We start from the raw sequence: 21,803 nt of genomic DNA, 5'->3' as shown, positions 1-21,803 counted from the left end.
CTGTTTCACTTTGTCCCGCCCGCTTGCCGGGGCATGTGCTCCGGCAGCCACTGCCAGCGCCCTGCGCGCAGCATCTGCAGCGGCCGATAGCCCGACTTGTACGCCATCTTGCGGCACTCGGCTATCCAATAGCCCAGGTAGACATAACCCAGACCAAGCTGCCTTGCCTGCTCCACCTGCCACAGCACGTTGTACACACCCAGGCTCATCTGGCTGTCATCGGGATCATAAAAGGTGTAAACCGCGGACAGACCATCGGCCAGCCTATCCACCAGGCTGACCATTTTCAGCTCGCCATCCAGCCGAAACTCCACCAGCTGGCTATCCACGCCGCTCTTGAGAATGAACTCGCTATACTGCTGCGCATCGTCCTCCGACATGCCGCCCCCCGCATGACGGGTCTGCTGGTACAAGCGGTACAGCGCGTAGTGCTCGGCATCGAATTGCAAGGGCAGCCAGCGCGCCTGCAGGGCGCTGGCGCGCTTCCATATCCGCCGCTGAGTGCGATTGGGCTGAAAGTCCGCCACCGGCAGGCGCACGGGGATGCAGGCCTGGCAGGTGTCGCAATACGGACGATAGGTATACAGGCCGCTGCGGCGGAAACCGAGCCGCACCAGCTGACCATAGACGCCGGCGTCTATCGCCTCGGCGGGAATCGCCACCTGGGAGCGCGCCATCCTCTCCGGCAGATAGCTGCAGGGATAGGGCGCCGTGGCGTAGAAATGGATGGCCGCAACCTGGCCGGCTTCACGATGACTCATGGCGGTAATGGTATTCCCACATCCGAGCGGGCTGATCTTGCCCGATCCTCTCCTTCAGCGTAGCAATAAAAACATCTCGCGGCACCAGCCGGGCGCCCAGACTCTGCAGGTGGGCAGTATGCATCTGGCAATCAATCATGCTCACACCCTGCCGCTCCAGATGCTGAACCATGTGTACAAAGGCCAGCTTGGAGGCATCCTTGCGCCGCGAGAACATGGATTCGCCATAAAACATTCTTCCCAAGCACACGCCATAGAGGCCGCCGACCAGCTGGCCATCCATCCAGGTTTCAAAGCTGTGGGCATACCCCAGCTGATACAAACGGCAGTAGGCGGCCACCATGTCCGGCACGATCCAGGTGCCATCCTGCCCCGGCCGCGGCTCCGCGCAGCGGCGCATGACGGTCTCGAACGCGCTGTCCACGCGAATCTCGTAGTCCAGATTGCGCAAGGTCTTGGCCAGGGAACGGCTGATCTTCAGCTCAGACGGATACAGCACCATGCGGGGGGCGGGCGACCACCACAAAATAGGCTCGCCCGAGGAAAACCACGGGAAAATCCCCTCGGAGTAGGCGCAGAGCATGCGCTTTGGGGATAGATCGCCGCCGGCGGCCAACAGGCCGTTGGGATGGCTGAGGGCCTGCGTCACCGGCGGGAAGACAGGCTCGGGTCCGAGCCAGGGAATCATCCGCGGTGACCGCCCTTGCCCAGGCAGTCCGGACACTCGCCGTACATGTACAAGGCGTGCTCGACGATGCGGAAACCATGCTGCTGCGCGATGCGATCCTGCAGCGCCTCGATCTCCGGATCGAAGAACTCCACCACCTTGCCGCAGTTGACGCAGACCATGTGGTCGTGATGCCCGCCCTGGTTCAGCTCGTACACCGCCTTGCCGGTCTCGAAATGGTGGCGCACCAGGATGCCGGCCTGTTCGAACTGGGTCAGCACGCGGTAAATGGTGGCGAGTCCGATGTCGATGTTTTCCGCCAGCAATTTGCGGTACACATCTTCGGCCGACATATGGCCCGAGTCCGCCTGCTCGAACAGGTCCAGGATTTTCAGGCGCGGCCCGGTGGCTTTCAGGCCGATATCTTTGAGGTGACTGGCTTTGCTCATCATGATATAAAGTGAGTCGGTTTTCGAATCATGATAAAGCCTTTTGACGGCTTTGCCTAATTACAGCCTCATAAACATCGAGTCAATCGGAGTATCATGCGCGCCCTGATTTTCGCCGCAGTCCTCGCCGTCTCCGGCTGCAGTTCCCTCAATCCGCTCGACTGGACCCACAAGGTGGACGTCCCGCAGGGCAATTACGTCACCGCGGACGTCGTCGCCAAGCTGAAGCCCGGCATGACGCGCGCCCAAGTCCGCTTCCTGCTGGGCACGCCGCTGCTGACCGACGCCTTCCACGCCAACCGCTGGGACTACAAATACAGCGACAGCGCCGGCGGCAAGGTGGATCCGGCCAGCGACAAACTGCTGACCGTCTATTTCAACGGCGACGTGCTCGATCACGTAGACGGCCAGGCCCAACCCGCCCCGCCGGCCAAGCAACTGGATGCCGCGCCGGAGTCGAAGAAGCCATGAAGCCGCAAAACATCGTCATCGTTGGCGCCACCGGCCGCATGGGCCGGGTGCTGATCGAATCGGTGCTGAGCACGCCCGGCACGCGCCTGCACGCGGCGATAGACCGTGCCGACTCCGGCTTCATCGGCCAGGACGCCGGCCTGTTCTGCGGACGCGCCAGCGGCGTAGCCATCAGCTCCGACTTCATCGCCGCGCTGGACGGCGCCGATGCAGTGATCGACTTCACCCGCCCCGAAGCCACGCTGGAGCACCTGCTGGCCTGCGCGGAGCGCGGCGTGCGCATGGTGATCGGCACCACCGGCTTCGACGACGCCGGCAAGGCCGCCATCCGCGCCGCAGCGGAGAAAGTCGGCGTGGTCTTCGCCGCCAACTTCAGCGTCGGCGTCAATCTGACCTTCAAGCTGCTGGACATGGCCGCCCGCGTGCTGAACGAGGGCTACGACATCGAGATTATCGAGGCCCACCATCGTTTCAAGGTGGACGCGCCATCCGGCACCGCCTTGCGCATGGGCGAAGTGATCGCCGACGCCTTGGGCCGCGACCTCAAGCAATGCGCCGTCTACGGCCGCGAAGGCGTGACCGGCGAGCGCGACCCGCAAACCATAGGCTTCGCCACCGTCCGCGGCGGCGATGTGGTGGGCGACCACACCGCGCTGTTCGCCGCGCTGGGCGAGCGCGTGGAAATCAGCCACAAGGCCTCCAGCCGCGCCACCTTCGCCAATGGCGCCGTGCGCGCCGCGCGCTGGCTGTCCGACAAACCCCACGGCCTGTTCGACATGCAGGACGTGCTCGGCCTGCGCTGACCCCACGGAGGGGCCTCGCCCCTCCCTTCCCCTCGCCATGCGCCTCGCCCCCCTGATCTCCCTTCTGCTGTGCCTGCTGAGCGCCACCGCCATCGCTTCCCTGTTCCATCACAGCCACCTGAGGCTGGACAGCCTGCTTCGGCTTGACCCGCAGCCCCAGCTGGAATGGCAGCTATTGCTCGAGCTGACCTTGCCAAGGTTGCTGGCGGCAGCCTGCGCCGGCGCCTTGCTGGCCAGCGCCGGTGCAGCGGTGCAGGCCCGCTTTCGCAACCCGCTGGCCGAACCCGGGCTGATCGGCATCAACAGCGGCGGCGCGCTGGCCGCGGCGTTGGCGCTGAGTCTGGGCGCCGGCCTGTACGGCGTGGCGCTGGCGGGCTTCGCCGGCGGCCTCGCCGCCCTGCTCCTGGTCCGGCTGCTGGGCAGCGACCGCGACGGCAACCGGCTGATCCTTAGTGGCCTAGCCGTGAGTACCCTGCTGGGCAGCCTGCTGACCCTGTTGCTTACCACCCTCCCCGACGGCTCGCTGCGCGTCGTCACCTTCTGGCTCATGGGCAGCTTCGCCAGCGTGGAGTGGCCGCAAACGCTGATCCTGCTGGTGGCCACGCCCTTGATCTGGCTGGGCTTGCACCGCAACTGGCGTTTTCTCAATGCCCTGCAGCTGGGCACCAGCACCGCCTACTACCTGGGATTTCACGTACGCCGCCAAGAGTGGATCGTCATTCTGCTGGCTGCGCTGGCGGCCGGGCTGGTGGTGGCCAATTGCGGCATGATAGGCTTCGTCGGCCTGATGGCGCCCCATCTGGCGCGGCAATTGGTCGGCAGCGACTCCCGGCGCCTATTGCTGACTGCGCCCTTGCTCGGCGCCTGGCTCAGTCTCAGCTCCGACTGGCTGGCGCGCAGCTTGCTGGCCCCGGCCGAGCTGCCGGTCGGCGTGATCACCAGCCTGCTGGGCGCGCCGTTCTTCCTGTGGCTGCTGCGTCGACAGGAAGACCGACATGCTTGAAATCCGCCAGGCCAGCCTGAGCCGACAAGCGAGCCGGATTCTGGACAATATCAGCCTGACCGTGCACACCGGCGAACTGCTGGTGGTGCTGGGTCCCAACGGCGCCGGCAAGAGTTCGCTGCTGAAGCTGCTTTCCGGGCTGTGGCGGCCTGATCAAGGCGAGGTGCTGCTGGATGGCCAAGCGCTGTCCACGCTGAATAGCCGCCAGCTGGCGGCAAGGCGAGCGGTCATGGAACAGCACCCCTGCGCGCCGGCCGACTGGACCGGGGAACAGCTGGTCGCCGCGGGCGCATATTTGCATGCCGCCACGCCCCCGGATCGAACACGCGCCGCGATCGACCAAGCGCTGGAACTGGCAGACGCGCACGACTTGCGCGGACGGCGCCTGGCGGAATTGTCAGGCGGAGAGCGGCAAAGACTGCATCTGGCCAGAGCGCTGAGCCAGCTGCTGCTGTCAGAGCAGGCCGAGCGCTATCTGCTGCTGGACGAACCGACCGCCGCGCTGGACTTCGCCCTCGCCGACGCCCTGATGGCGCAGACCCGGGCCTTGTGCCGCCAACCCGGCATCGGCGCGCTGGCGGTGGTGCATGACCTGAACCTGGCCTTGCGCCACGCGGATAAGGTCTTGCTGCTGAACGATGGACAGGCGGCAGGATATGGCGACGCCGAGCAAATCATGCAGCGGGAGCGCCTCGAGCGGGTCTACGGCGTCCGCCTGGCGGAGCTGACCCACCCGGAGCAACCCTGGCGCGCATTCATTCCGCTGCCGGATGCCTAGCAGAGGTAGCCAACATCCTCCCGCCTATATTGCGCGGGTCAGGCAAAGCTGCCATTCTGACTTTCCCGCCTTTGCAATCGAAGGTTCACCATGCCTCTGCTTGCCGCCCTGCAATCCCTGCCCAAACAATTTTGTGGCGAAGGCATCAACCACGAAGATCAGACTTTCACCGGCTGCCTGCATTGGCAATCTCTGCCGGGCCAGCGCGCCCTGTTGCTGCACTACACCGCCAGCGGCACCGATGGGGCCATCCTGCACCAAGAGACCACCTTGCTTGGCTATCAGCCCGATGGCACCTTGTGCCTGTGGCCAGTGATGGAGGAACTGCCTTTTGTTCTGCCGCATCCAGCCGCCCGTTTTGCCGAATCCGGCCATGGCGTGCTGGAAGTAGTATTCGCCAGCGGCCCGCGCAGCCTGGGCGAGCTGTTCCGCCAGGAAATCACCATCCGCCTGGAGTCCAATGGCCTACTCTATTACGCCCATGCCTGGGGCCTGCCCAAGGGCAGCTTTGAAGACCGTTCCCATTGCCGGCTGTCTCCGGTCGGCGGCACCGCCTGAGCTGGGGCGCTCCGCCTCCGGCGGCAAAGAAAAAGGCAACGCGCACGCGTTGCCTTTTTTCCATCTCACCGGGAAAATCAAGTGGAAACCGCCTCCTTGCTAGGCTGGACTTCAAACAATTGCTTGACCTCGCCATTGGCATCCACGCTTTCCAGCCTCACGTCAAAGCCCCACAGCCGGCATACATGCTTCAAGACCTCCTGCGCGCTCTGCTCCTCCAGCGGCCTGCGGTTATGCATGGTATGGCGCAGCGTCAGGCTGCGGTCGCCCCGCACATTAACCGACCAGACCTGGATATTAGGCTCGCGCGATCCCAGGTTGTATTGCTCCGCCAACTTGGCGCGAATGTCGCGATAGCCTTCTTCGTCATGGATGCTGGAAATTTCCAGCTTATCGTCGCGGTCGTCGTCGCGGATCGAGAACAGACGGAAATCACGGATCAACTTGGGCGACAGATACTGCGAAATGAAGCTCTCGTCCTTGAAGTTGCGCATGGCGAATTCCAGCGACTCCCGCCAATCCGTGCCCGCCAGATCCGGGAACCAGGCGCGGTCTTCGTCGGTGGGCGCCTCGCAGATGCGCTTGATGTCTTGGTACATAGAGAAACCCAAGGCATAAGGATTGATGCCGCTGTACCAGCGCGCCGTCACCGGCGGCTGCGTCACCACATTGGTGTGGCTCTGCAGGAACTCCAGCATATAGCCATCGGTGATCAGCCCCTTATCGTACAGGCGGTTCATGATGGTGTAATGCCAGAACGTGGCCCAGCCTTCGTTCATCACCTGAGTCTGCCGTTGCGGGTAGAAATATTGCGCCACCTTGCGCACGATGCGCACCACTTCGCGCTGCCATGGCTCCAGCAAGGGCGCGGACTTCTCGATGAAGTAGAGCAGGTTCTCCTGGGGCTCCACGGGAAAGCGCGGCGCCGACTTGCCCGCTTCGTCCTTGTCGCGCTTGGGAATGGTGCGCCATAAATCATTGACCTGCATCTGCAGATATTGCTCGCGCTCGGTCTGCCTCGCCTGCTCCTGCGCCAGCGACAGCTTCTGCGGCCGCTTGTAGCGATCCACGCCGTAATTCATCAACGCGTGGCAGGAGTCCAGCAGCTCCTCCACCTCGTCAATGCCGTAGCGCTCCTCGCACTTCATGATGTAGCTCTTGGCAAACACCAGATAATCGATGATGGCGGAGGCATCGGTCCAAGAGCGGAAAAGATAGTTTCCCTTGAAGAAACTGTTGTGGCCATAGGCGGCGTGGGCAATTACCAACGCCTGCATCATCATGGAGTTTTCCTCCATCAGATAGGCGATGCAGGGATTGGAGTTGATCACGATCTCATAAGCCAAGCCCATCTGGCCGCGCTTGTAGCTTTTTTCCGTGGAGACGAAATGCTTGCCGTAGCTCCAATGGTGGTAGTTGACTGGCATGCCCACCGAAGCATAGGCATCCATCATCTGCTCCGCGGTGATGATCTCAAGCTGATTCGGATAAACGTCCAGCTTGAACTCGTTCACCGCGACCTCGCGAATCGCCCGATCGTACTCCCCTATCAATTCGAAGGTCCACTCGGACCCAGTGGAAATCGGCTTCATGGCTTCCCCCTGGCGTGTGCGCGTCATGCTCCGCTCCTGCTGCCTGCCGGCTGACGTTTGAACAGCTCGCGGAATACCGGATAGATGTCGGAGGCGGAGCGGATTTTCTGCATCGCGAACTGCGGGCTATGCGCCTTGACCTTCAGGTACTCGTACCACAGGTTCTGCGGTTCGCCCTCGGTAATCTCGATGTAGGCGAAATACTGGCAGTAGGGCAGCAAGCTCTCCTCCAGGATGCGACCGCAGTTGGCCGAATCGCTGTCCCAGTTGTCGCCATCCGATGCTTGAGCCGCATAGATATTCCACTCGCTGCTGGCGTAGCGCTTGCGGATGATGTCGCTCATCAGGTTCAGCGCCGACGACACGACGGTGCCGCCGCTCTCGCGCGAGTGGAAGAAATCCTGCTCGTTGACCTCCACGGCACTGGTATGGTGGCGGATGAACACCACCTCGATCTTCTCGTAATTCCGCTGCAGGAACATGTACAGCAGAATGAAGAAGCGCTTGGCCATATCCTTCTTCTGCTCGTCCATCGAGCCGGAAACGTCCATGATGCAGAACATCACCGCCTGGCTGGTCGGCTTGGGCTGCTTGACGCGGTTGTTGTAGCGCAGGTCGAACGGGTCTATCCACGGAATGCTGGCCAGCCTCTCCTTCATCTGGTGGATTTTCTGGCGCCGCTCGCGCACCTCGATGGCGTTGTCGTCGTCGGACTCGATCAGCGTGTCGAGCTCTTCCTCCGCCTCGTCTATGCTGCTCAAGGTCGGCGCCGCCATCGCCACCCGACGCGCCAGCGCGCCGCGCAGCGAACGCACGATATTGATGTTGGTCGGCGTGCCGTCATTGGTGTAGCCGGCCCGCACCGTCTTCAGCTCCTCAATCCCCATCAACTGTGTCTTGACCAGATTGGGCAGCGCCAGATCGTCGAAGAACACATTCATGAATTCCTCGCGCGACAGTTGGAAGACGAAGTCGTCTTCCCCTTCGCCGTCCTGGCTGGCCTTGCTGCCGCCGCCGCCCGCTCCGCCCTGCGGCCGCGGAATGCGGTCGCCCTTGATGAACTCCTCGTTGCCGGGGTGGACGTTCTCCCATACCCCGCCTTTGCCATGATGAAAATGCGGCTCGGAAATGTCCTTGACCGGAATGGAGACTTTTTCCCCGCTTTCGATATCGGTGATGCTCCGTCCCTTGATCGCCTTGGAGACGGCTTCCTTGATTTGCGCCTTGAAACGGCGAAGAAAGCGTTCGCGATTGACCGCCGACTTGTTCTTGCCGTTGAGGCGTCTGTCTATGATGTGGGACATGGCCACCTCTCTAGCGCGCAGTCGCGGACGGACGGCTTCGCATTAGAAGCCGCCGCCCTGCCCCGCGCGCGGTTGACTCTCCTCGTCGCCCGGCCTGATCGGCCCGGCGCCTCCCGGCCCCGCCGCGAGCGGCGGGGCTTCGGCGGCTTAGGATGACTTGCGCACCCGCAGATACCACTCGCACAACAGTCTGACCTGCTTGGCGGTATAGCCTTTCTCCACCATGCGGTTGACGAAATCCTCGTGCTTCTTGGCATCCTCGGCACTGGCCTTGGCGTTGAAGGAAATCACCGGCAACAGCTCTTCGGTGTTGGAGAACATCTTCTTTTCGATTACCGTGCGCAGCTTCTCGTAGCTGGTCCAGGTCGGATTCTTGCCGCCATTGTTGGCGCGGGCCCGCAACACGAAGTTGACGATCTCGTTGCGGAAGTCCTTGGGGTTGGAAATCCCGGCAGGCTTCTCGATCTTTTCCAGTTCGGAGTTCAGCGAGGTGCGGTCGAAAATCTCGCCGGTATCCTGGTCGCGGTACTCCTGATCCTGGATCCAATAGTCCGCGAAAGTCACGTAGCGATCAAAAATGTTCTGGCCGTATTCGGAGTAGCTTTCCAGGTAAGCGGTCTGGATTTCCTTGCCGATGAACTCCACGTATTTCGGCGCCAGGTACTCTTTCAGGAAGGTCAGGTATTTCTGCTCCGTCTCAGCCGGAAACTGTTCGCGCTCGACCTGTTGCTCGATCACATACAGCAAGTGCACCGGATTGGCGGCCACCTCGCTGTGGTCGAAATTGAACACCTTGGACAGGATCTTGTAGGCGAAGCGGGTGGACAATCCGTTCATGCCCTCGTCCACGCCGGCGTAATCGCGGTACTCCTGCAGCGACTTGGCCTTGGGGTCCGTGTCTTTGAGGTTCTCGCCGTCGTACACCTGCATCTTGCTGTACAGGCTGGAATTTTCCGGCTCTTTCAGCCGCGACAGCACAGCAAACTGGGCCATCATCTTCAGCGTGCCCGGCGCGCATGGCGCCTTTGACAAGGAGGAGTGGCGGATCAGCTTGTCATAGATCTTGACTTCCTCGGTCACTCGCAGGCAATACGGCACCTTGACGATGTAGATACGATCAAGGAAAGCCTCATTGTTCTTGTTGTTGCGGAACTGTTTCCACTCGCTCTCGTTGGAGTGAGCCAGGATGATGCCTTCGAACGGGATGGCACCGAAGCCTTCCGTACCCTTGAAGTTGCCTTCCTGAGTAGCGGTCAGGAGCGGGTGCAGCACCTTGATCGGGGCCTTGAACATTTCCACAAACTCGAGCAGGCCCTGGTTGGCCAGGCACAAGCCGCCGGAATAGCTGTAAGCGTCCGGGTCGTCCTGCGCGTATTTCTCCAGTTTGCGGATATCCACCTTGCCCACCAGCGAGCTGATGTCCTGATTGTTCTCGTCGCCGGGCTCGGTCTTGGCCACCGCGATCTGCTTCAGCACCGACGGATAGCGCTTGACCACGCGGAACTGGCCGATGTCGCCGTTGAACTCATGCAGGCGCTTAACCGCCCAGGGACTGGGGATGCCCTTCAGATAGCGGCGCGGAATGCCATACTGCTCCTCAAGGATGGGGCCGTCTTCCTCGTAGCTGAACAGGGCAAGCGGAGACTCATTGACCGGGCTGCCCTTCAGGCAATAGAACGGCACCAACTCCATCAGCTCCTTGAGCTTTTCGGCGATGGACGATTTGCCGCCGCCCACAGGTCCCAAGAGATAGAGAATCTGCTTCTTCTCTTCCAGACCCTGGGCCGCGTGCCGGAAGTAAGCCACCACCTGCTCGATGACCTCTTCCGTACCGTAGAAGTCGCGGAAGGCCGGGTAAACCTTGATGACTTTATTGGAGAAAATGCGCGACAGCCGCGGGTCGTGGCGCGTGTCCACCAACTCTGGCTCGCCGATGGCCGCCAGCATGCGCTCAGCGGCCGTGGCGTAAGCGCCCGGATCGTGTTTGCACAACTCCAGATACTCCTGGATGGTGTACTCTTCCTCGCGGGTTTTGTCGTAGCGCACTGCGTAGTGACTGAAGATATCCGGGTGCATGACTCTCTCCTGGCTGGTGGCTGGGGTTGCGGCCAGGCCGAAAGCGCCTGCGCCCCCCTTGCTGAATTAGAGTACTAACTTTGTCTCCGGTTCTTTTTTTGGGTATAGCATAGCAGCACGCGACAACTGGAAAAAACAGCAGAGAAAGGAATCCAGCGCAATCAGGCGCCATGAAAATGAAAAGCCTTTGAATCAATGAGTGTTTTTGAATACTTATTTTTGTAACACTTAATGAAGTTGAGTAAAGGCTTGTAATTTGGACGGGAATGTTTTTCGGATAAATGTATTTAAAACAATAATTTGTCAATTTTTCCGCACGACGATGCGGACGCCGATCTCGTAAATCATCCCGCGCTGCACTTCATTGCAGCGCCGGACTTCCACTTCGGCCTCAAACGGTTTCCCAGGCGTGCCGCCCACGCCGGGCACCAGCACGATGACGCTCAGCTTTTCGCCAAACTGGGGAACAAAGGCTGAGCGCAAGGCCATGCCGTCGACCGACAGGTCCACGCACTCGCCATAATAGGTTTGCCCGCTGACCAGGCTTTTGATGCGGGCCTTGCAGCCCATGGTGATGCGCCGGCCGCGCCGGCGATCGTAATACGCGTCAAATCGGGACACCTCGCATCCTCCCGCCCAGATAGGCCCCTAGCCAGTGCAGGCCGACAATCGACTTGCTGTCGCAGATTTCGCCGGTCAGCACCATTTCCATGGCCGCTTCGAGCGGTTGAGTCATCACCTCCAGAAACTCGCCTTCGTCCAGCTGGCGTTCGCTGAGCATGAGATCCTGCGCCACATAGTAGCTGATCTTTTCATTGGAATAGCCTATGCACGGATGCGCCGTGCCCAGGTAAACCCAGTTATCCGAACGATAGCCGGTTTCTTCGAGCAATTCCCGACGCGCGGTCAATTCCGGCGCCTCGCCCGGATCGATCTTGCCGGCGGGAATCTCGATGAACTCGCGCCCGGCCGGATAGCGGAACTGCCGCTCCAGCACCAGCTCGCGCTGCGGCGTCAGCGCCAGGATGGCCACGGCGCCGGGATGGACGATGTACTCGCGCGTCGCCGCCTTGCCGTCCGGCAGCGCCACCTTGTCCTTGCGCACGGACAAGAAGCCCCCTTCATACACCCGCTCCGAAGACAACTGCTTCTCAAACAGATTCACATTTTACCTTTCTGTTGCGCCACGCGCTGAGAACAGCCCAGCGCCAAAGCAAGCGCGTGGCCAGATATCCCGCCGCTCCCAGCGTCAAACCCAGGGCCGGCATGCCGACCAGCAGCGGCCAGCCCAGATCCATCAACCAAGCCAGCATCTGCCGCAGCCAGGCGGACAACCCCATGCTGAACATGCCTGGCGGCGCGATCATTGTAACCGGGCCCGTCTCGCCGAGTAAGCAGCGGCCAAAACGATAAGCCAGGTAGTAGAGGGGCAGCACGGTCAAGGGATTGCTGTACAGCGACACCACCATGGCCGCCGGGAGATTGACCCGCAGCGCCAAGGCCAGGAATAAGGCAGTGGCCTTTTGCGTGAAGCCGGGCATCACGCCGGAATAGAGTCCAACGGCCACCCCCATCGCCACCTTGCGGCGATTGAACGCCCAGAAAGCGGGGCGATCCAGATACGGCGCCAGCCAGCGCATGGCCGGTTGGGCAAACCATTCGTGCCGCCGCTCGGAGAAAGCGCGGATCTTTCGTTTTAACAAGGTCATTCTGCATTCAAATCATCACGTTGCCGTTACGCCACAGTTTGTCGGGCACTCATGCGCAATTCGGTTGTCAAACGCCCTGGAATAATTTAAACAAGCGTTTGAATTAACCCGACCCCCAGAGTGGGTCTACACAGCATCGCCCTGGCACGCACCAGGCCGAGTCAACCGAACTGGAGAAACCGAATGCCTGCTTACCAAGCCCCGCTGCGCGACTTTGATTTCGTTCTCAACGAACTGATCAAGGTACAGGACATCATCCCCACGTTGCCAGGTTATGAAGAAGCCACGCAGGACATCTTCCAGGCCTACCTGGAGCAGGCCGCCCAGTTCTGCGAATCCGAACTCGCGCCGCTGAACCGCCAGGGCGACGAAGAGGGCTGCCAGTTCGACAGCGCCACCAAATCCGTCACCACGCCAGCCGGCTTCAAGGAGGCCTACAAGCAGTACTGCGAACTGGGCTTTCCGGCGCTGGACTGCGACCCCGCCTACGGCGGCCAGGGCATGCCCAAGAGCCTGGCCTTCCCCATCATGGAAATGCAGTGTTCGGCCAACGTAGCCTGGTCCATGTATCCCGGATTGTCGCATGGTGCCTACTCCGCCATCCACGCCCACGGCACGGAAGAACAAAAACAAACCTATCTGCCCAAGCTGGTGGACGGCAGCTGGACCGGCACCATGTGTCTGACCGAACCGCACTGCGGCACCGACCTGGGCCTGCTGAAAACCCGCGCGGAGCCCAATGACGACGGCAGCTACCGCATCACCGGCACCAAAATCTTCATCTCCGCCGGCGAACACGACCTGTCCGACAACATCATCCATCTGGTGCTGGCCCGCCTGCCCGACGCGCCCAAAGACGTAAAGGGCATCTCGCTGTTCATCGTGCCCAAGTTCCTGGACGGCGGCGCGCGCAACACCGTGTCCTGCGGTAGCCTGGAACACAAGATGGGCATCAAGGCCAACGCCACCGCGGTGATCAATCTGGACGACGCCAAGGGCTGGCTGATCGGCGAGCCGAACAAGGGCCTGGCCTGCATGTTCACCATGATGAACGCCGCCCGCCTGGGCTGCGGCATGCAAGGTCTGGGCATAGGCGAGGCCTCGTTCCAGGGCGCGCTGGCCTATGCGCGCGAGCGCCTGCAGATGCGCGCGCTGAACGGCGCCAAGTGCCCGGACAAGGCGGCCGATCCCATCATCGTCCACCCGGACGTGCGCCGCATGCTGCTGACGCAGAAAGCGTACACCGAAGCCGGCCGCGCGCTGACCGCCCTGCTGGCGCTGCAGCTGGATATCGAGGACAAGCACCCGGACGCCTCCGCCCGCGCCGACGCCGCCGACCTGGTGGCGCTGCTGACCCCGGTGGCCAAGGCCTTCATGACCGACAACGGCTACACCGCGGCCAATATGGGCATGCAGGTGTTCGGCGGCCACGGTTTCATCCGCGAATGGGGCATGGAACAGCTGGTGCGCGACTGCCGCATTTCGCAGATTTACGAAGGCACCAACGGCATCCAGGCCATAGACCTGCTGGGCCGCAAGGTGCTGCTGGACCAAGGCGCCAAGCTGCGCAAGTTCACCAAGCTGATCCACAAGTTCTGCCAGCAGTACGAAGGCCACGCTCAACTGGGCGAATTCGTGGGCCCGCTGGCCAAGCTGATGAAGGAAGTGGGCGAAATCACCATGGGCATCGGCATGGCCAGCATGCAGAACAAGGACGAGGCCGGCGCCGCCGCCACCGACTACCTGCGCCTGATCGGCCACCTCACTTACGCCTGGCTGTGGGCGCGCATGGCCGAAGTGGCCTACGCCAAGCTGGGCCAGGGCGACGACGCCTTCTACCACGCCAAGATCAGCACCGCCCGCTTCTACTACGCCAAGCTGCTGCCGGAGGCGGAAGCGCTGAAGGCCAGCATCAAGACCGGCGCCAAGCCGCTGATGGCGCTGGAGGACGAGCACTTCGCCTTCTAAGCCTATCCGGCGACAACAGGCAAACGCAGGCCGCGCTCCACAAGGGCGCGGCCTGTTGCTTTTTTCATCCTGGCCGGCAGCTTATGCCGCGCCGCCCCACAAGTTTTCCGATTCGCTGCCGAAATCAAGTCATACTGAAAGCAGTCCCTCCTTCCACCTCTCAATCCAGTGCGCCAGAAGGCAGAGACGCACAGACAGGAGTCCGTGATGTCGATTTCTTCCTTAAACAACACGCCAAACAACACGCCGGCGAACCAGACCGCCCAGCCCGGCGTCGCCGCGCAAGCTCAGGGCGCGTACAACGACCAGACCGCGCGCAACCAGCTCAATGCCACCTTGGTGCAGTCGCTCAGCGTGGAATCGCTCAGCGTGTCCATCAGCAGCGGCAAGCAGTCGCAATCGCTGCTGTTCAAAGCCTCCATCACCAACATCAACCAAATACTCAGCGCCGACTTCGCCAACGCCAACGGCCAGGGCGGCGGGCAGGTCAGCGCCAGCCTGCAATACAGCAGCGTGCAGCTAAGCCTGTCCGTGCAACAGCAAAACAGCGCGCAGGGCTCGGCCAGCGAAGACGACAACTCGCCGGAAGCCACCTCCAAGCGCATCCTGGACGGCTCGCTGGGCCTGTTCGGCCTGTACCAGCAGCAGCACAAAGACCAGAGCACGGCCGATCAGGCGCAAGGCTTCCTGAAACTGATACGCCAGGGCTTCGATCAGGGCTTTCAGGAAGCCACGGACATTTTAAAGAGCCTGAATGTGTTCAACGGCGACGTGGCGGACGGCGTGCAGAAGACCCACGACTTGGTGCTCAAGGGCTTCGACGACTTCCTGAAGCAATATCAGGGCAGCGACGCCGCGACTTCGCCCTCCACCACCAGCCAGAGCAGCGCCAGCTGAAGCCTGAAGCTGCGGAGCAGCCGCCATGACCATAGACGACGACATCGCCATTTCGCCCATCCTGCCGACGCACCCGCGGCAGAGCAACGGCGTCAACCAGGTGACCTGGCGTCGCGGCGGCCATGGCGGCGCGCCGCTGCCGCAGGACGACAGCGCGGAGATCGGACTGAGCCAGGGCAAACAGGCGGCCGAGCTGCTGTACAGCGCGTCCATGGATCAGATCGCGCAACTGGCCGGCCTTACACTCGATGCCGGGCTGCGGCAGGAGGCGGACCTGCCGGGCATCAGCCACAGCCAGCACTTGTTGCTGGGCATTGTCATGCTGCAAGAGCGCTACCAGCGCCGCCAGCAGGCACTTGGCGCCGACGCCGCTTGCCGCGCCTTCGCGCCGCTGGCGCGGGAGGGCCTGGCGCGCGGCCTGGACGAGGCCTGCCAGGTTTTGCGGCAAGTCCACGCCCTGACGCCATCCACCGAGGCGCAGCTGCACGGCCTGCATCAACTGACCGTGCGTCTGCTGGATGAGCGTTACGCGCCAGCCTGACGCCTTTCTTAGGCCGGCACCAGCATGCAGGTGCCGGCAATCACCACCACCAGTCCCACCACGATAGGCAAGGACGTGCGCTTGACGATGTCGAACGGCGACACCTGGCTCATGCCTGCGCACGCCACCACCACGCCGGATACCGGCGATACCGTGCGGCCCAGATTGGACGCCTGCAGCATGGGGATGGCCAGGAAGGCAGGATTGATGCCGGACTGCGCCGCCAGCTTGGGAATCAGCTCGACAAAGGCGTAGAACGGCGCATTGCCGGAGCCGGTGGTCAGCGCGGCGATGGTGGTGATCGCCACCAACACCAGCATCAGCACCACGGCGCCGGAGCCGAAGGACTGCGCCAGCGCGATCAGCTGGCTGATGAAGCCCAGCGTGGACAGGCCTTGAGCGAACACGCCGGCAGCGACGATCAGCATCACCACGCTGGTAAACGCGTCGCCCATGCCCTTGTACACCGTATCCAGGCCCGCGAACACCGGCTTGACGCTGCGATGGCGCAAAAACTCCAGGCACGACGTCATCAGGATGCAGATGATCAGGATGGTGACAATGTGCAGCTCCGGCGCGAGCTTGCCGTTGAACAGCAGCACGCCGACGATGGGCGTGAACGGCAACAGGGCGTAGAAAGCCGGCGCATGGGTCTGGATTTCCTTCACATCCTGGCGCGACAGCTCCACGCCGGCGCGGCGGTCCAGATAGCGCTGCCAGAAGAAATGCGTGACGCCCATGCAAACGATGGCGGCGATGGAAATCGGCAGGGTGGTCTTGAAGGCGAAGTCTATCAGCGGCATCTTCGATGCCTGGGCCGCGATCACCACATCGCCGGAAGTGGGCGACAGAATCACCGCCGCCGGCGAGGCGCAGATCGCGGCGGCCGCGCCGCGGCTGATGCCCATGTTCACCATCAGCGGAAACAGCGTGGCCATCAGCAAGACGCCCAGGCCGGTAGCCGAGGATACGGCCAGCGACAGCACGCAGGCGACGAAGTACGCGGCCACCATCAGCACATAGGGCGAACGTATCTTGCTAAGCGGACGCGAGGCCAGCTTCACCACCATGTCGTTGGCGCCGATATGGGTGGTGTAGCTGGCGAAGCCGCACAGCGCCATCACCATCAGGCCCAAGTCCGCGGCGCGGTTGCTCAGCAGCGATTTGACGTATTCCGGGATGTCGGCCAGCGGCTGACCGGTGCTGGGCACGTTCTTGGGCAAGATTTGATGCCCCATCAACACCGAGACCAACAATAGAAACAACCCGCCCACCAGCAGCACGCCAGTGGCGGAATAACCCTTGAAAATGTAGCGCCCCACCAGCACGGTGACGGCGAGGCCAAGCAGCAGCTCCATGAGCGAACTCCCAAATAAATCAATAAAAGCTAATTTACAGGGATATCGCCCGGCCTAGCGGCTAAGACGGCATGACTTTGACCTGAAACAAGCCGTCTACTACGCCCGCCAAAGCCAAAGCGCGCTCAACTCCCGCAAAACGCGCTGACGATGCGGCCGACCCTGGCCTCATCCAGAATGCCGTTCTCGCCCAGGCGGATTTCGCCCTCCTTGCGCAGCGACGCCATCACCCTCCGCGCTGCGTCCGCCTCCGCCACCCCGGCTTCAGACAGCGTCACCGGCATGGCCAGGCCGCGATACAGTTCGACCATGCTGTCTATGACCCGCTCCGGCGCCATGCCGGGGGCGTCGAACACCCGCTCGCCCATCTGGCTCAGCTTGGCCGCCTTTTCCGCCAGGGTTTCGCGCAACAAGGACGGCTGCACGATGGACAGGGTGCGGCCATGATCCATGCCGTACAGAGCCGTCAGCGCGCGGCCTATGCGGTGCGTGGCCCAGTCGTGCGGCACGCCCAGGCCGATGGGGCCAGACAAGGCCTGGTTGGCGGCCCACATCATGTTCTGCCGCCAGTCCAACGAGCGGCGCTCTCCGAAGCGCTGCGCCAGCTGGCGCAAGGCCCGCAACACGGCTTCGGCGCAGCCATCCTGCACCAGCGCGCCCACCGGATAGGTCAGGTACTGCTCGCAGGCATGCACGAAGGCGTCCACCACGCCATTGGCCAGCTGCGCGTCGGGCAAGGAGACCAACAGCTCCGGGTCCAGCACCGCGAAGCGAGGCTGCAGGAGCGGCGAGCGGAAAGTCAGCTTGTCCTGGCTGGACAGCCGGGAAATCACCGCGGTGCCGTTGGCTTCCGCGCCCGTTGCCGCCAGGGTCAGCACCGCGCCTATGGGCAAAGCGGCCCGCACGCGCGCCTTGCCCGCCACCAGATCCCAGGCGTCGCCCGCGTAATGCGCCGCGGCGGCCAGGTACTTGGCGCCGTCTATCACCGAACCGCCTCCCACCGCCAGGATGAAGTCTCGCCCGGTTTCCGCCAATTGGCTGAGCGCCGGGTTCAGCGCCTCGACCGAGGGGTTCGCCGTCACGCCGCCGAATTCGTTCCAGTCATGGCCCGCCAGGGCCTGGGTCAGTGTTTCATACACGCCGGCACGCTTGATCGAGCCGCCGCCATACAGCAGCAGGATTTTCGCGCCATCCGGCAGCAAATCGGGCAGACTGGCCAGCTTGCCGGCGCCGAAGCGGATGCGGGTTGAGGAGTGGTGGTCGAAAGCGATGGCCTGGGTCATGGGTGGCTCCGGATGCGCGGCGCTGAAAATGTCAAAAGAATACCCCTGCCAGCCCCTGCCGCCCAAGCCTCCGTCGCGGAAATGAAAACAGCGGACCGAAGTCCGCTGTTTTCAATGCTGCTTGCCGGGCTTAGTTGGCGCCGCAGCAGGCCTTGTATTTCTTGCCGCTGCCGCACGGGCACAGGTCGTTGCGGCCCACCTTGTCGCCTTCGCGGCGCACGGTGCTCGGCGCCTGTTCCTTGGCGCGCCAGTAGTTGTGCACGGCCACCAGGGCATCGGTCAGCTCTTCCTTGTAGCCTTCCACTTCTTCGTCGGTGAAAGTCAGCAGGTCCTCGCCGCCCTCCTCGTCCTCGAAAGCGCCGCCCAGCACCAGCATCGGCATCATCAGGCTTTCGAAGCCTTCGTCCTCTTCCGCCACTTCGAACCAGTCGGTGTCGACCAGGTCCAGCGCGTACAGATAGGCGTTGGCCCACGGCCAGTAGTCCGGCTCGCCCTCTTCTTCGCTGTCTTCCTCGGCGTAGAGGATCATGTCCAGCTCTTCGCCTTCGGCCAGCGCGGCGCGGATGCTGTCGAACAGCTTCTGCAGCAGGGCTTTCAGCTCGGCTTCGTCTTCCGGGTTTTCAAAGGCCGGCGCGTCGCCCAGCACTTCCGGCAGCCAGAAATCGGCGTCCACCTGGTCCGGACCGCTGGCCAGCGCGGCGAAGAAGCCCTGCACTTCGTCCGGGCGCATGGTGCTGCCGCTGGCGGACAGCGGCGTCAGCAGCGTTTCAAGACGGGTCAGGTCTGCATCGTTGAATACGGTCTCGGTCATGGTGTCATTCCTCAAGATGAATCGGTTTGGCGGCATTGTAAGCCAAAAGCGCGACCGAGGCGGCGCATTTTGCTGTCATCGCTTGTCCGAAGTCATGCCGTTTTCGCATCGGCCAAGCCCAGTTTCTCCGCCATTTGCCGGCGCATCAGGTATTTCTGTATCTTGCCGGTGACGGTCATCGGGAAACTATCGACGAACTCGATGTAGCGCGGAATCTTGTAATGGGCGATCTGGCCCTGGCAAAAGGCGCGGATGTCGTCCTCGCTGGCCGTCTCGCCGTCTCGCAGCCGTATCCACGCGCACAACTCCTCGCCGTAGCGGACATCCGGCACGCCTATCACCTGCACGTCCTGAATCTTGGGATGGCGATACAGGAACTCTTCTATCTCGCGCGGGTACACGTTTTCGCCGCCGCGTATCACCATGTCCTTGACCCTGCCGACGATATTGACCGAACCGTCCTCGTTCATGAGCGCCAGGTCGCCGGTATGCATCCAGCCGCCGGCGTCTACGGCGGCGCGCGTCATCTCCTCGTCGTCCCAGTAGCCCAGCATCACGGAATAGCCGCGCACGCACAGCTCGCCGCTTTGTCCGCGCGGCGCGATTCGCCCCTCGGCGTCGACGATCTTCACCTCCACATGCGGATGGGCGGAGCCTACGGTGCTGACGCGCTGCTCCAGCGGCGTATCGGTGGCGCTTTGCAGGCTGACCGGGCTGGTTTCCGTCATGCCGTAGCAGATGGTGACCTCGGCCATGTGCATGCGCTCTATCACCTTGCGCATCACCTCCACCGGGCAGGGGCTGCCGGCCATGATGCCGGTGCGTAGGCTGGACAAGTCGAACTCGGCGAAGCGCGGATGGTCCAGCGCGGCGATGAACATGGTCGGCACGCCATGCAGCGCGGTGCAGCGCTCTTCCTGCACCGTCTCCAGCACCGCCAGCGCGTCGAAGCCCTCGCCCGGAAACACCATGGCCGCGCCGTGGCACAGGCAGCACAGGGTGCCCATCACCATGCCGAAGCAGTGGTAAAGCGGCACCGGAATGCACAGCCTGTCATCCGGCCCCAGCTTCATCGCCGCGCCGACGAACCAGGCGTTGTTCAATATATTGTGGTGGGACAGCGTGGCGCCCTTGGGATGGCCGGTGGTGCCGGAGGTGAACTGGATATTGACCGCCTCGTCGAACTGCAGCGTCTCGCCCAGCGCCTGCAACGCGGCCAGTTCGTCCGCCGACGGTTCCGTCAGCAGTTCGGAAAACGGCAGCATGCCGGGCAAGGCTTGCTGCCCCATGCGCACGACCCAGCGCAGCTCCGGCAGCTTGGCCGCGCGCAATTCGCCCGGCCGGCAGGCGTCCAGCTCCGGCGCCAGGTCGCGGATCATCTCCACGTAGTCGCTGCTCTTGAAGCTGGGAGACAACACTAGCGCGCGGCACCCCACCTTATTCAGCGCGTACTCCAGTTCCGCGCGGCGGTAGCCGGGGTTGATGTTGACCAGCACCAGGCCCGCCTTGGCCGCGGCGAATTGCATCAACACCCACTCCGCGCGGTTCTGCGACCAGATGCCCACCCGCTCGCCCGTTTTCAGGCCCAGCCGCAGCAGGCCGCAAGCCGCGCGGTCCACCCGCCGCCGCAGCTCGGCATAGCTCCAACTTATGTCCTGATGCCGCACGCGCAGCGCCAGCCGCTCGCCATGCTTGGCGCAAGCTTCGTCGAAGAAACGTCCTATGGTCTGTCCAAGCAGCGGCTGCGCGCTGGCGCCGTGGGCATAGCTGGGTTGCGGCATGGGCGACTCCCGTCAAGATGTGGCGATAAGCGAAGAGACAGATTGACGATTACGTAAACGTAAATCAAGCTCTGCGCTGCGATGGTGGGAAAAACGCTACAATCGCCGTCCAAGGAAGACTTACATGACTCAAGCAGAATTTTTCACCATCTCAGACCTGGCGCGCGAATTCGACGTCACGCTGCGCACCATCCGCTTCTATGAGGAGCAAGGCCTGATCGAGCCGCAACGCGAAGGCCGCCAGCGCCTGTTCACCCGCCGCGACCGCGCCCGGCTCAGATTGATACTGCGCGGCAAGCGCATCGGCCTGTCCTTGGCCGAGATCCGCGAAATCATCGACATGTACCAACTGGCGCGCGACGAAGCCAGCCAATCGCAAAAACTATTGGACCTGCTGTTGGACCGCCGCCGTCAGCTGGAAGAACAAAAACGCGATATCGACGCCGTGCTGGACGAAATCGGCTCGCTGGAAACCCATTGCCGCAGCGTCATCGCCAGCGGCGGCGAGGCGGCCTGACTCCTTGCCGCATCCCTCGCAACAGCGGTAATCCGCGCGCAGCCTTCATGGCATCCAAACAAGTGCCGGGCGCGGCCTGACCCCGAGCCTGGCACCTCCCCTGTTCAAGCATTCCAGCAAAGCCGCCGTGCGGCCGACGGTTTTAGGGCATGCCGGCGCTGGCGCGCATCGAACTGACCGCCCGCGTTGCCTGTCCCCGGGTGCCCGCAGCTCCTTAGGGCAGATGAGGACGAGTCGTCCACAACGGACATGAGCGGCGGCTGGCCAAGTTGTTGCCGAAGTTTGCGCGCTAGTTCATCGCCCGTCACAAAACAAGCCCGCCTCTCCCCCCATCCTTTCCATTCCCTCGTCATGCCAGACCGTCGGAAGCCTTATCTGACGCGGCTGCCAGCCTAACCCAGCAAGAACGTAAGCATATATATACAGCCAAGATAACCTGTCCTACATAACAGGTTCACACCACGGAAATGCGAATG

21 protein-coding genes and 1 pseudogene are annotated in these 21,803 nt (G+C 62.5%); 9 read left to right on the top strand and 13 right to left on the bottom strand.

Features of this window, described 5'->3' with window-relative positions; genetic code table 11:
• Positions 1–5: 5 nt before the first annotated feature.
• From FYK34_RS04205 to fur, 3 genes are read right to left on the bottom strand one after another with little or no spacing between them, the layout of a single operon-like run.
• Positions 6–761, bottom strand: a complete 756-nt coding sequence (locus tag FYK34_RS04205) for an arginyltransferase (protein ID WP_149295201.1) — start codon at positions 759–761, stop codon at positions 6–8.
• Entirely contained in the window at positions 748–1,449 is a 702-nt protein-coding gene (gene aat, locus FYK34_RS04200) for a leucyl/phenylalanyl-tRNA--protein transferase (protein WP_149295200.1), read from the bottom strand. The genes FYK34_RS04205 and aat overlap by 14 nt, the downstream gene beginning before the upstream one ends.
• The gene (gene fur, locus FYK34_RS04195; RefSeq protein WP_174774499.1) at positions 1,446–1,877 is read right to left on the bottom strand and encodes a ferric iron uptake transcriptional regulator; all 432 of its coding nucleotides are present in this window, start codon (positions 1,875–1,877) and stop codon (positions 1,446–1,448) included. The genes aat and fur overlap by 4 nt, the downstream gene beginning before the upstream one ends.
• Before the next feature lie 96 nt (positions 1,878–1,973).
• Between fur and FYK34_RS04190 the strand changes: the two genes are divergently transcribed.
• The 5 genes and pseudogenes from FYK34_RS04190 (at position 1,974) to FYK34_RS04170 (ending at position 5,490) form a co-directional block, all read left to right on the top strand.
• Positions 1,974–2,348: an outer membrane protein assembly factor BamE gene (locus FYK34_RS04190; protein ID WP_149295198.1), complete on the top strand. Its 375-nt coding sequence runs from the start codon at positions 1,974–1,976 to the stop codon at positions 2,346–2,348.
• Complete coding sequence (gene dapB / locus FYK34_RS04185; protein ID WP_149295197.1) at positions 2,345–3,151, top strand: 4-hydroxy-tetrahydrodipicolinate reductase; 807 nt, start codon at positions 2,345–2,347, stop codon at positions 3,149–3,151. Before FYK34_RS04190 ends, dapB begins: the two co-directional genes overlap by 4 nt.
• A 37-nt stretch (positions 3,152–3,188) precedes the next feature.
• Positions 3,189–4,154, top strand: a complete 966-nt coding sequence (locus tag FYK34_RS04180; RefSeq protein WP_168209642.1) for a FecCD family ABC transporter permease — start codon at positions 3,189–3,191, stop codon at positions 4,152–4,154.
• 52 nt (positions 4,155–4,206) lie between these two features.
• A pseudogene (locus FYK34_RS04175) lies at positions 4,207–4,932 on the top strand (ATP-binding cassette domain-containing protein); the annotation flags it as partial.
• Positions 4,933–5,022: 90 nt separating this feature from the next.
• Positions 5,023–5,490: a hypothetical protein gene (locus tag FYK34_RS04170; RefSeq protein ID WP_149295194.1), complete on the top strand. Its 468-nt coding sequence runs from the start codon at positions 5,023–5,025 to the stop codon at positions 5,488–5,490.
• A gap of 77 nt (positions 5,491–5,567) precedes the next feature.
• Here FYK34_RS04170 and FYK34_RS04165 read toward each other — a convergent pair whose 3' ends face one another.
• The 6 genes from FYK34_RS04165 to FYK34_RS04140 all read right to left on the bottom strand — a co-directional run bounded on the left by FYK34_RS04165 (position 5,568) and on the right by FYK34_RS04140 (position 12,102).
• Positions 5,568–7,109 (bottom strand): SpoVR family protein, encoded by a 1,542-nt coding sequence (locus FYK34_RS04165; RefSeq protein WP_231137366.1) that lies wholly within the window; start codon positions 7,107–7,109, stop codon positions 5,568–5,570.
• Positions 7,106–8,386 (bottom strand): YeaH/YhbH family protein, encoded by a 1,281-nt coding sequence (locus FYK34_RS04160; protein WP_149295193.1) that lies wholly within the window; start codon positions 8,384–8,386, stop codon positions 7,106–7,108. The genes FYK34_RS04165 and FYK34_RS04160 overlap by 4 nt, the downstream gene beginning before the upstream one ends.
• A 147-nt stretch (positions 8,387–8,533) precedes the next feature.
• Positions 8,534–10,462: a PrkA family serine protein kinase gene (locus tag FYK34_RS04155; RefSeq protein ID WP_149295192.1), complete on the bottom strand. Its 1,929-nt coding sequence runs from the start codon at positions 10,460–10,462 to the stop codon at positions 8,534–8,536.
• Positions 10,463–10,765: 303 nt separating this feature from the next.
• Positions 10,766–11,083: a PilZ domain-containing protein gene (locus FYK34_RS04150; protein WP_149295191.1), complete on the bottom strand. Its 318-nt coding sequence runs from the start codon at positions 11,081–11,083 to the stop codon at positions 10,766–10,768.
• On the bottom strand, positions 11,070–11,627 hold the full coding sequence (locus FYK34_RS04145; RefSeq protein ID WP_149295190.1) for an NUDIX domain-containing protein: 558 nt from the start codon (positions 11,625–11,627) through the stop codon (positions 11,070–11,072). Before FYK34_RS04145 ends, FYK34_RS04150 begins: the two co-directional genes overlap by 14 nt.
• Positions 11,614–12,102 carry a DUF2062 domain-containing protein gene (locus FYK34_RS04140; RefSeq protein WP_168209641.1) on the bottom strand — a complete coding sequence of 163 codons (489 nt, stop codon included), beginning with the start codon at positions 12,100–12,102 and terminating at the stop codon, positions 11,614–11,616. The genes FYK34_RS04145 and FYK34_RS04140 overlap by 14 nt, the downstream gene beginning before the upstream one ends.
• 252 nt (positions 12,103–12,354) lie before the next feature.
• Between FYK34_RS04140 and FYK34_RS04135 the strand changes: the two genes are divergently transcribed.
• From FYK34_RS04135 to FYK34_RS04125, 3 genes are all read left to right on the top strand, one after another.
• Positions 12,355–14,139: an acyl-CoA dehydrogenase C-terminal domain-containing protein gene (locus tag FYK34_RS04135; protein WP_149295188.1), complete on the top strand. Its 1,785-nt coding sequence runs from the start codon at positions 12,355–12,357 to the stop codon at positions 14,137–14,139.
• A gap of 207 nt (positions 14,140–14,346) precedes the next feature.
• The gene (locus FYK34_RS04130; RefSeq protein ID WP_149295187.1) at positions 14,347–15,036 is read left to right on the top strand and encodes a DUF5610 domain-containing protein; all 690 of its coding nucleotides are present in this window, start codon (positions 14,347–14,349) and stop codon (positions 15,034–15,036) included.
• A gap of 25 nt (positions 15,037–15,061) precedes the next feature.
• The gene (locus tag FYK34_RS04125; protein ID WP_149295186.1) at positions 15,062–15,577 is read left to right on the top strand and encodes a DUF5610 domain-containing protein; all 516 of its coding nucleotides are present in this window, start codon (positions 15,062–15,064) and stop codon (positions 15,575–15,577) included.
• Positions 15,578–15,585: 8 nt separating this feature from the next.
• Here FYK34_RS04125 and dcuC read toward each other — a convergent pair whose 3' ends face one another.
• The 4 genes from dcuC to FYK34_RS04105 all read right to left on the bottom strand — a co-directional run bounded on the left by dcuC (position 15,586) and on the right by FYK34_RS04105 (position 20,810).
• A complete protein-coding gene (dcuC, locus tag FYK34_RS04120) occupies positions 15,586–16,935 on the bottom strand; it encodes an anaerobic C4-dicarboxylate transporter DcuC (protein WP_149295185.1) in 1,350 nt (449 codons plus the stop codon).
• Between the two features lie 125 nt (positions 16,936–17,060).
• Complete coding sequence (locus FYK34_RS04115; protein ID WP_196782614.1) at positions 17,061–18,218, bottom strand: iron-containing alcohol dehydrogenase; 1,158 nt, start codon at positions 18,216–18,218, stop codon at positions 17,061–17,063.
• A gap of 130 nt (positions 18,219–18,348) precedes the next feature.
• A complete protein-coding gene (locus FYK34_RS04110) occupies positions 18,349–19,029 on the bottom strand; it encodes a YecA family protein (protein WP_149295184.1) in 681 nt (226 codons plus the stop codon).
• A 92-nt stretch (positions 19,030–19,121) separates the two neighbouring features.
• Positions 19,122–20,810, bottom strand: a complete 1,689-nt coding sequence (locus FYK34_RS04105) for an AMP-binding protein (RefSeq protein ID WP_149295183.1) — start codon at positions 20,808–20,810, stop codon at positions 19,122–19,124.
• A gap of 124 nt (positions 20,811–20,934) precedes the next feature.
• Between FYK34_RS04105 and FYK34_RS04100 the strand changes: the two genes are divergently transcribed.
• Complete coding sequence (locus FYK34_RS04100) at positions 20,935–21,327, top strand: MerR family transcriptional regulator (RefSeq protein WP_149295182.1); 393 nt, start codon at positions 20,935–20,937, stop codon at positions 21,325–21,327.
• The last annotated feature ends 476 nt before the right edge of the window (positions 21,328–21,803 follow it).

The organism is Chromobacterium paludis, from assembly GCF_008275125.1.
Classification (GTDB): domain Bacteria; phylum Pseudomonadota; class Gammaproteobacteria; order Burkholderiales; family Chromobacteriaceae; genus Chromobacterium; species Chromobacterium paludis.
This window is presented reverse-complemented; position numbering and strand designations above follow the sequence as displayed.

Excerpts from the sequence above, each read along its gene's own strand:
- FYK34_RS04165 (WP_231137366.1), bottom strand. The coding sequence starts at position 7,109 with ATGACGCGCACACGCCAGGGGGAAGCCATGAAGCCGATTTCCACTGGG.
- FYK34_RS04180 (WP_168209642.1), top strand. The coding sequence starts at position 3,189 with ATGCGCCTCGCCCCCCTGATCTCCCTTCTGCTGTGCCTGCTGAGCGCC.
- FYK34_RS04110 (WP_149295184.1), bottom strand. The coding sequence starts at position 19,029 with ATGACCGAGACCGTATTCAACGATGCAGACCTGACCCGTCTTGAAACG.
- FYK34_RS04205 (WP_149295201.1), bottom strand. The coding sequence starts at position 761 with ATGAGTCATCGTGAAGCCGGCCAGGTTGCGGCCATCCATTTCTACGCC.
- FYK34_RS04170 (WP_149295194.1), top strand. The coding sequence starts at position 5,023 with ATGCCTCTGCTTGCCGCCCTGCAATCCCTGCCCAAACAATTTTGTGGC.
- FYK34_RS04160 (WP_149295193.1), bottom strand. The coding sequence starts at position 8,386 with ATGTCCCACATCATAGACAGACGCCTCAACGGCAAGAACAAGTCGGCG.
- dcuC (WP_149295185.1), bottom strand. The coding sequence starts at position 16,935 with ATGGAGCTGCTGCTTGGCCTCGCCGTCACCGTGCTGGTGGGGCGCTAC.
- FYK34_RS04100 (WP_149295182.1), top strand. The coding sequence starts at position 20,935 with ATGACTCAAGCAGAATTTTTCACCATCTCAGACCTGGCGCGCGAATTC.
- dapB (WP_149295197.1), top strand. The coding sequence starts at position 2,345 with ATGAAGCCGCAAAACATCGTCATCGTTGGCGCCACCGGCCGCATGGGC.
- FYK34_RS04125 (WP_149295186.1), top strand. The coding sequence starts at position 15,062 with ATGACCATAGACGACGACATCGCCATTTCGCCCATCCTGCCGACGCAC.
- FYK34_RS04135 (WP_149295188.1), top strand. The coding sequence starts at position 12,355 with ATGCCTGCTTACCAAGCCCCGCTGCGCGACTTTGATTTCGTTCTCAAC.
- FYK34_RS04115 (WP_196782614.1), bottom strand. The coding sequence starts at position 18,218 with ATGACCCAGGCCATCGCTTTCGACCACCACTCCTCAACCCGCATCCGC.
- aat (WP_149295200.1), bottom strand. The coding sequence starts at position 1,449 with ATGATTCCCTGGCTCGGACCCGAGCCTGTCTTCCCGCCGGTGACGCAG.
- FYK34_RS04140 (WP_168209641.1), bottom strand. The coding sequence starts at position 12,102 with ATGCGCTGGCTGGCGCCGTATCTGGATCGCCCCGCTTTCTGGGCGTTC.
- FYK34_RS04155 (WP_149295192.1), bottom strand. The coding sequence starts at position 10,462 with ATGCACCCGGATATCTTCAGTCACTACGCAGTGCGCTACGACAAAACC.
- fur (WP_174774499.1), bottom strand. The coding sequence starts at position 1,877 with ATGAGCAAAGCCAGTCACCTCAAAGATATCGGCCTGAAAGCCACCGGG.
- FYK34_RS04130 (WP_149295187.1), top strand. The coding sequence starts at position 14,347 with ATGTCGATTTCTTCCTTAAACAACACGCCAAACAACACGCCGGCGAAC.
- FYK34_RS04105 (WP_149295183.1), bottom strand. The coding sequence starts at position 20,810 with ATGCCGCAACCCAGCTATGCCCACGGCGCCAGCGCGCAGCCGCTGCTT.
- FYK34_RS04190 (WP_149295198.1), top strand. The coding sequence starts at position 1,974 with ATGCGCGCCCTGATTTTCGCCGCAGTCCTCGCCGTCTCCGGCTGCAGT.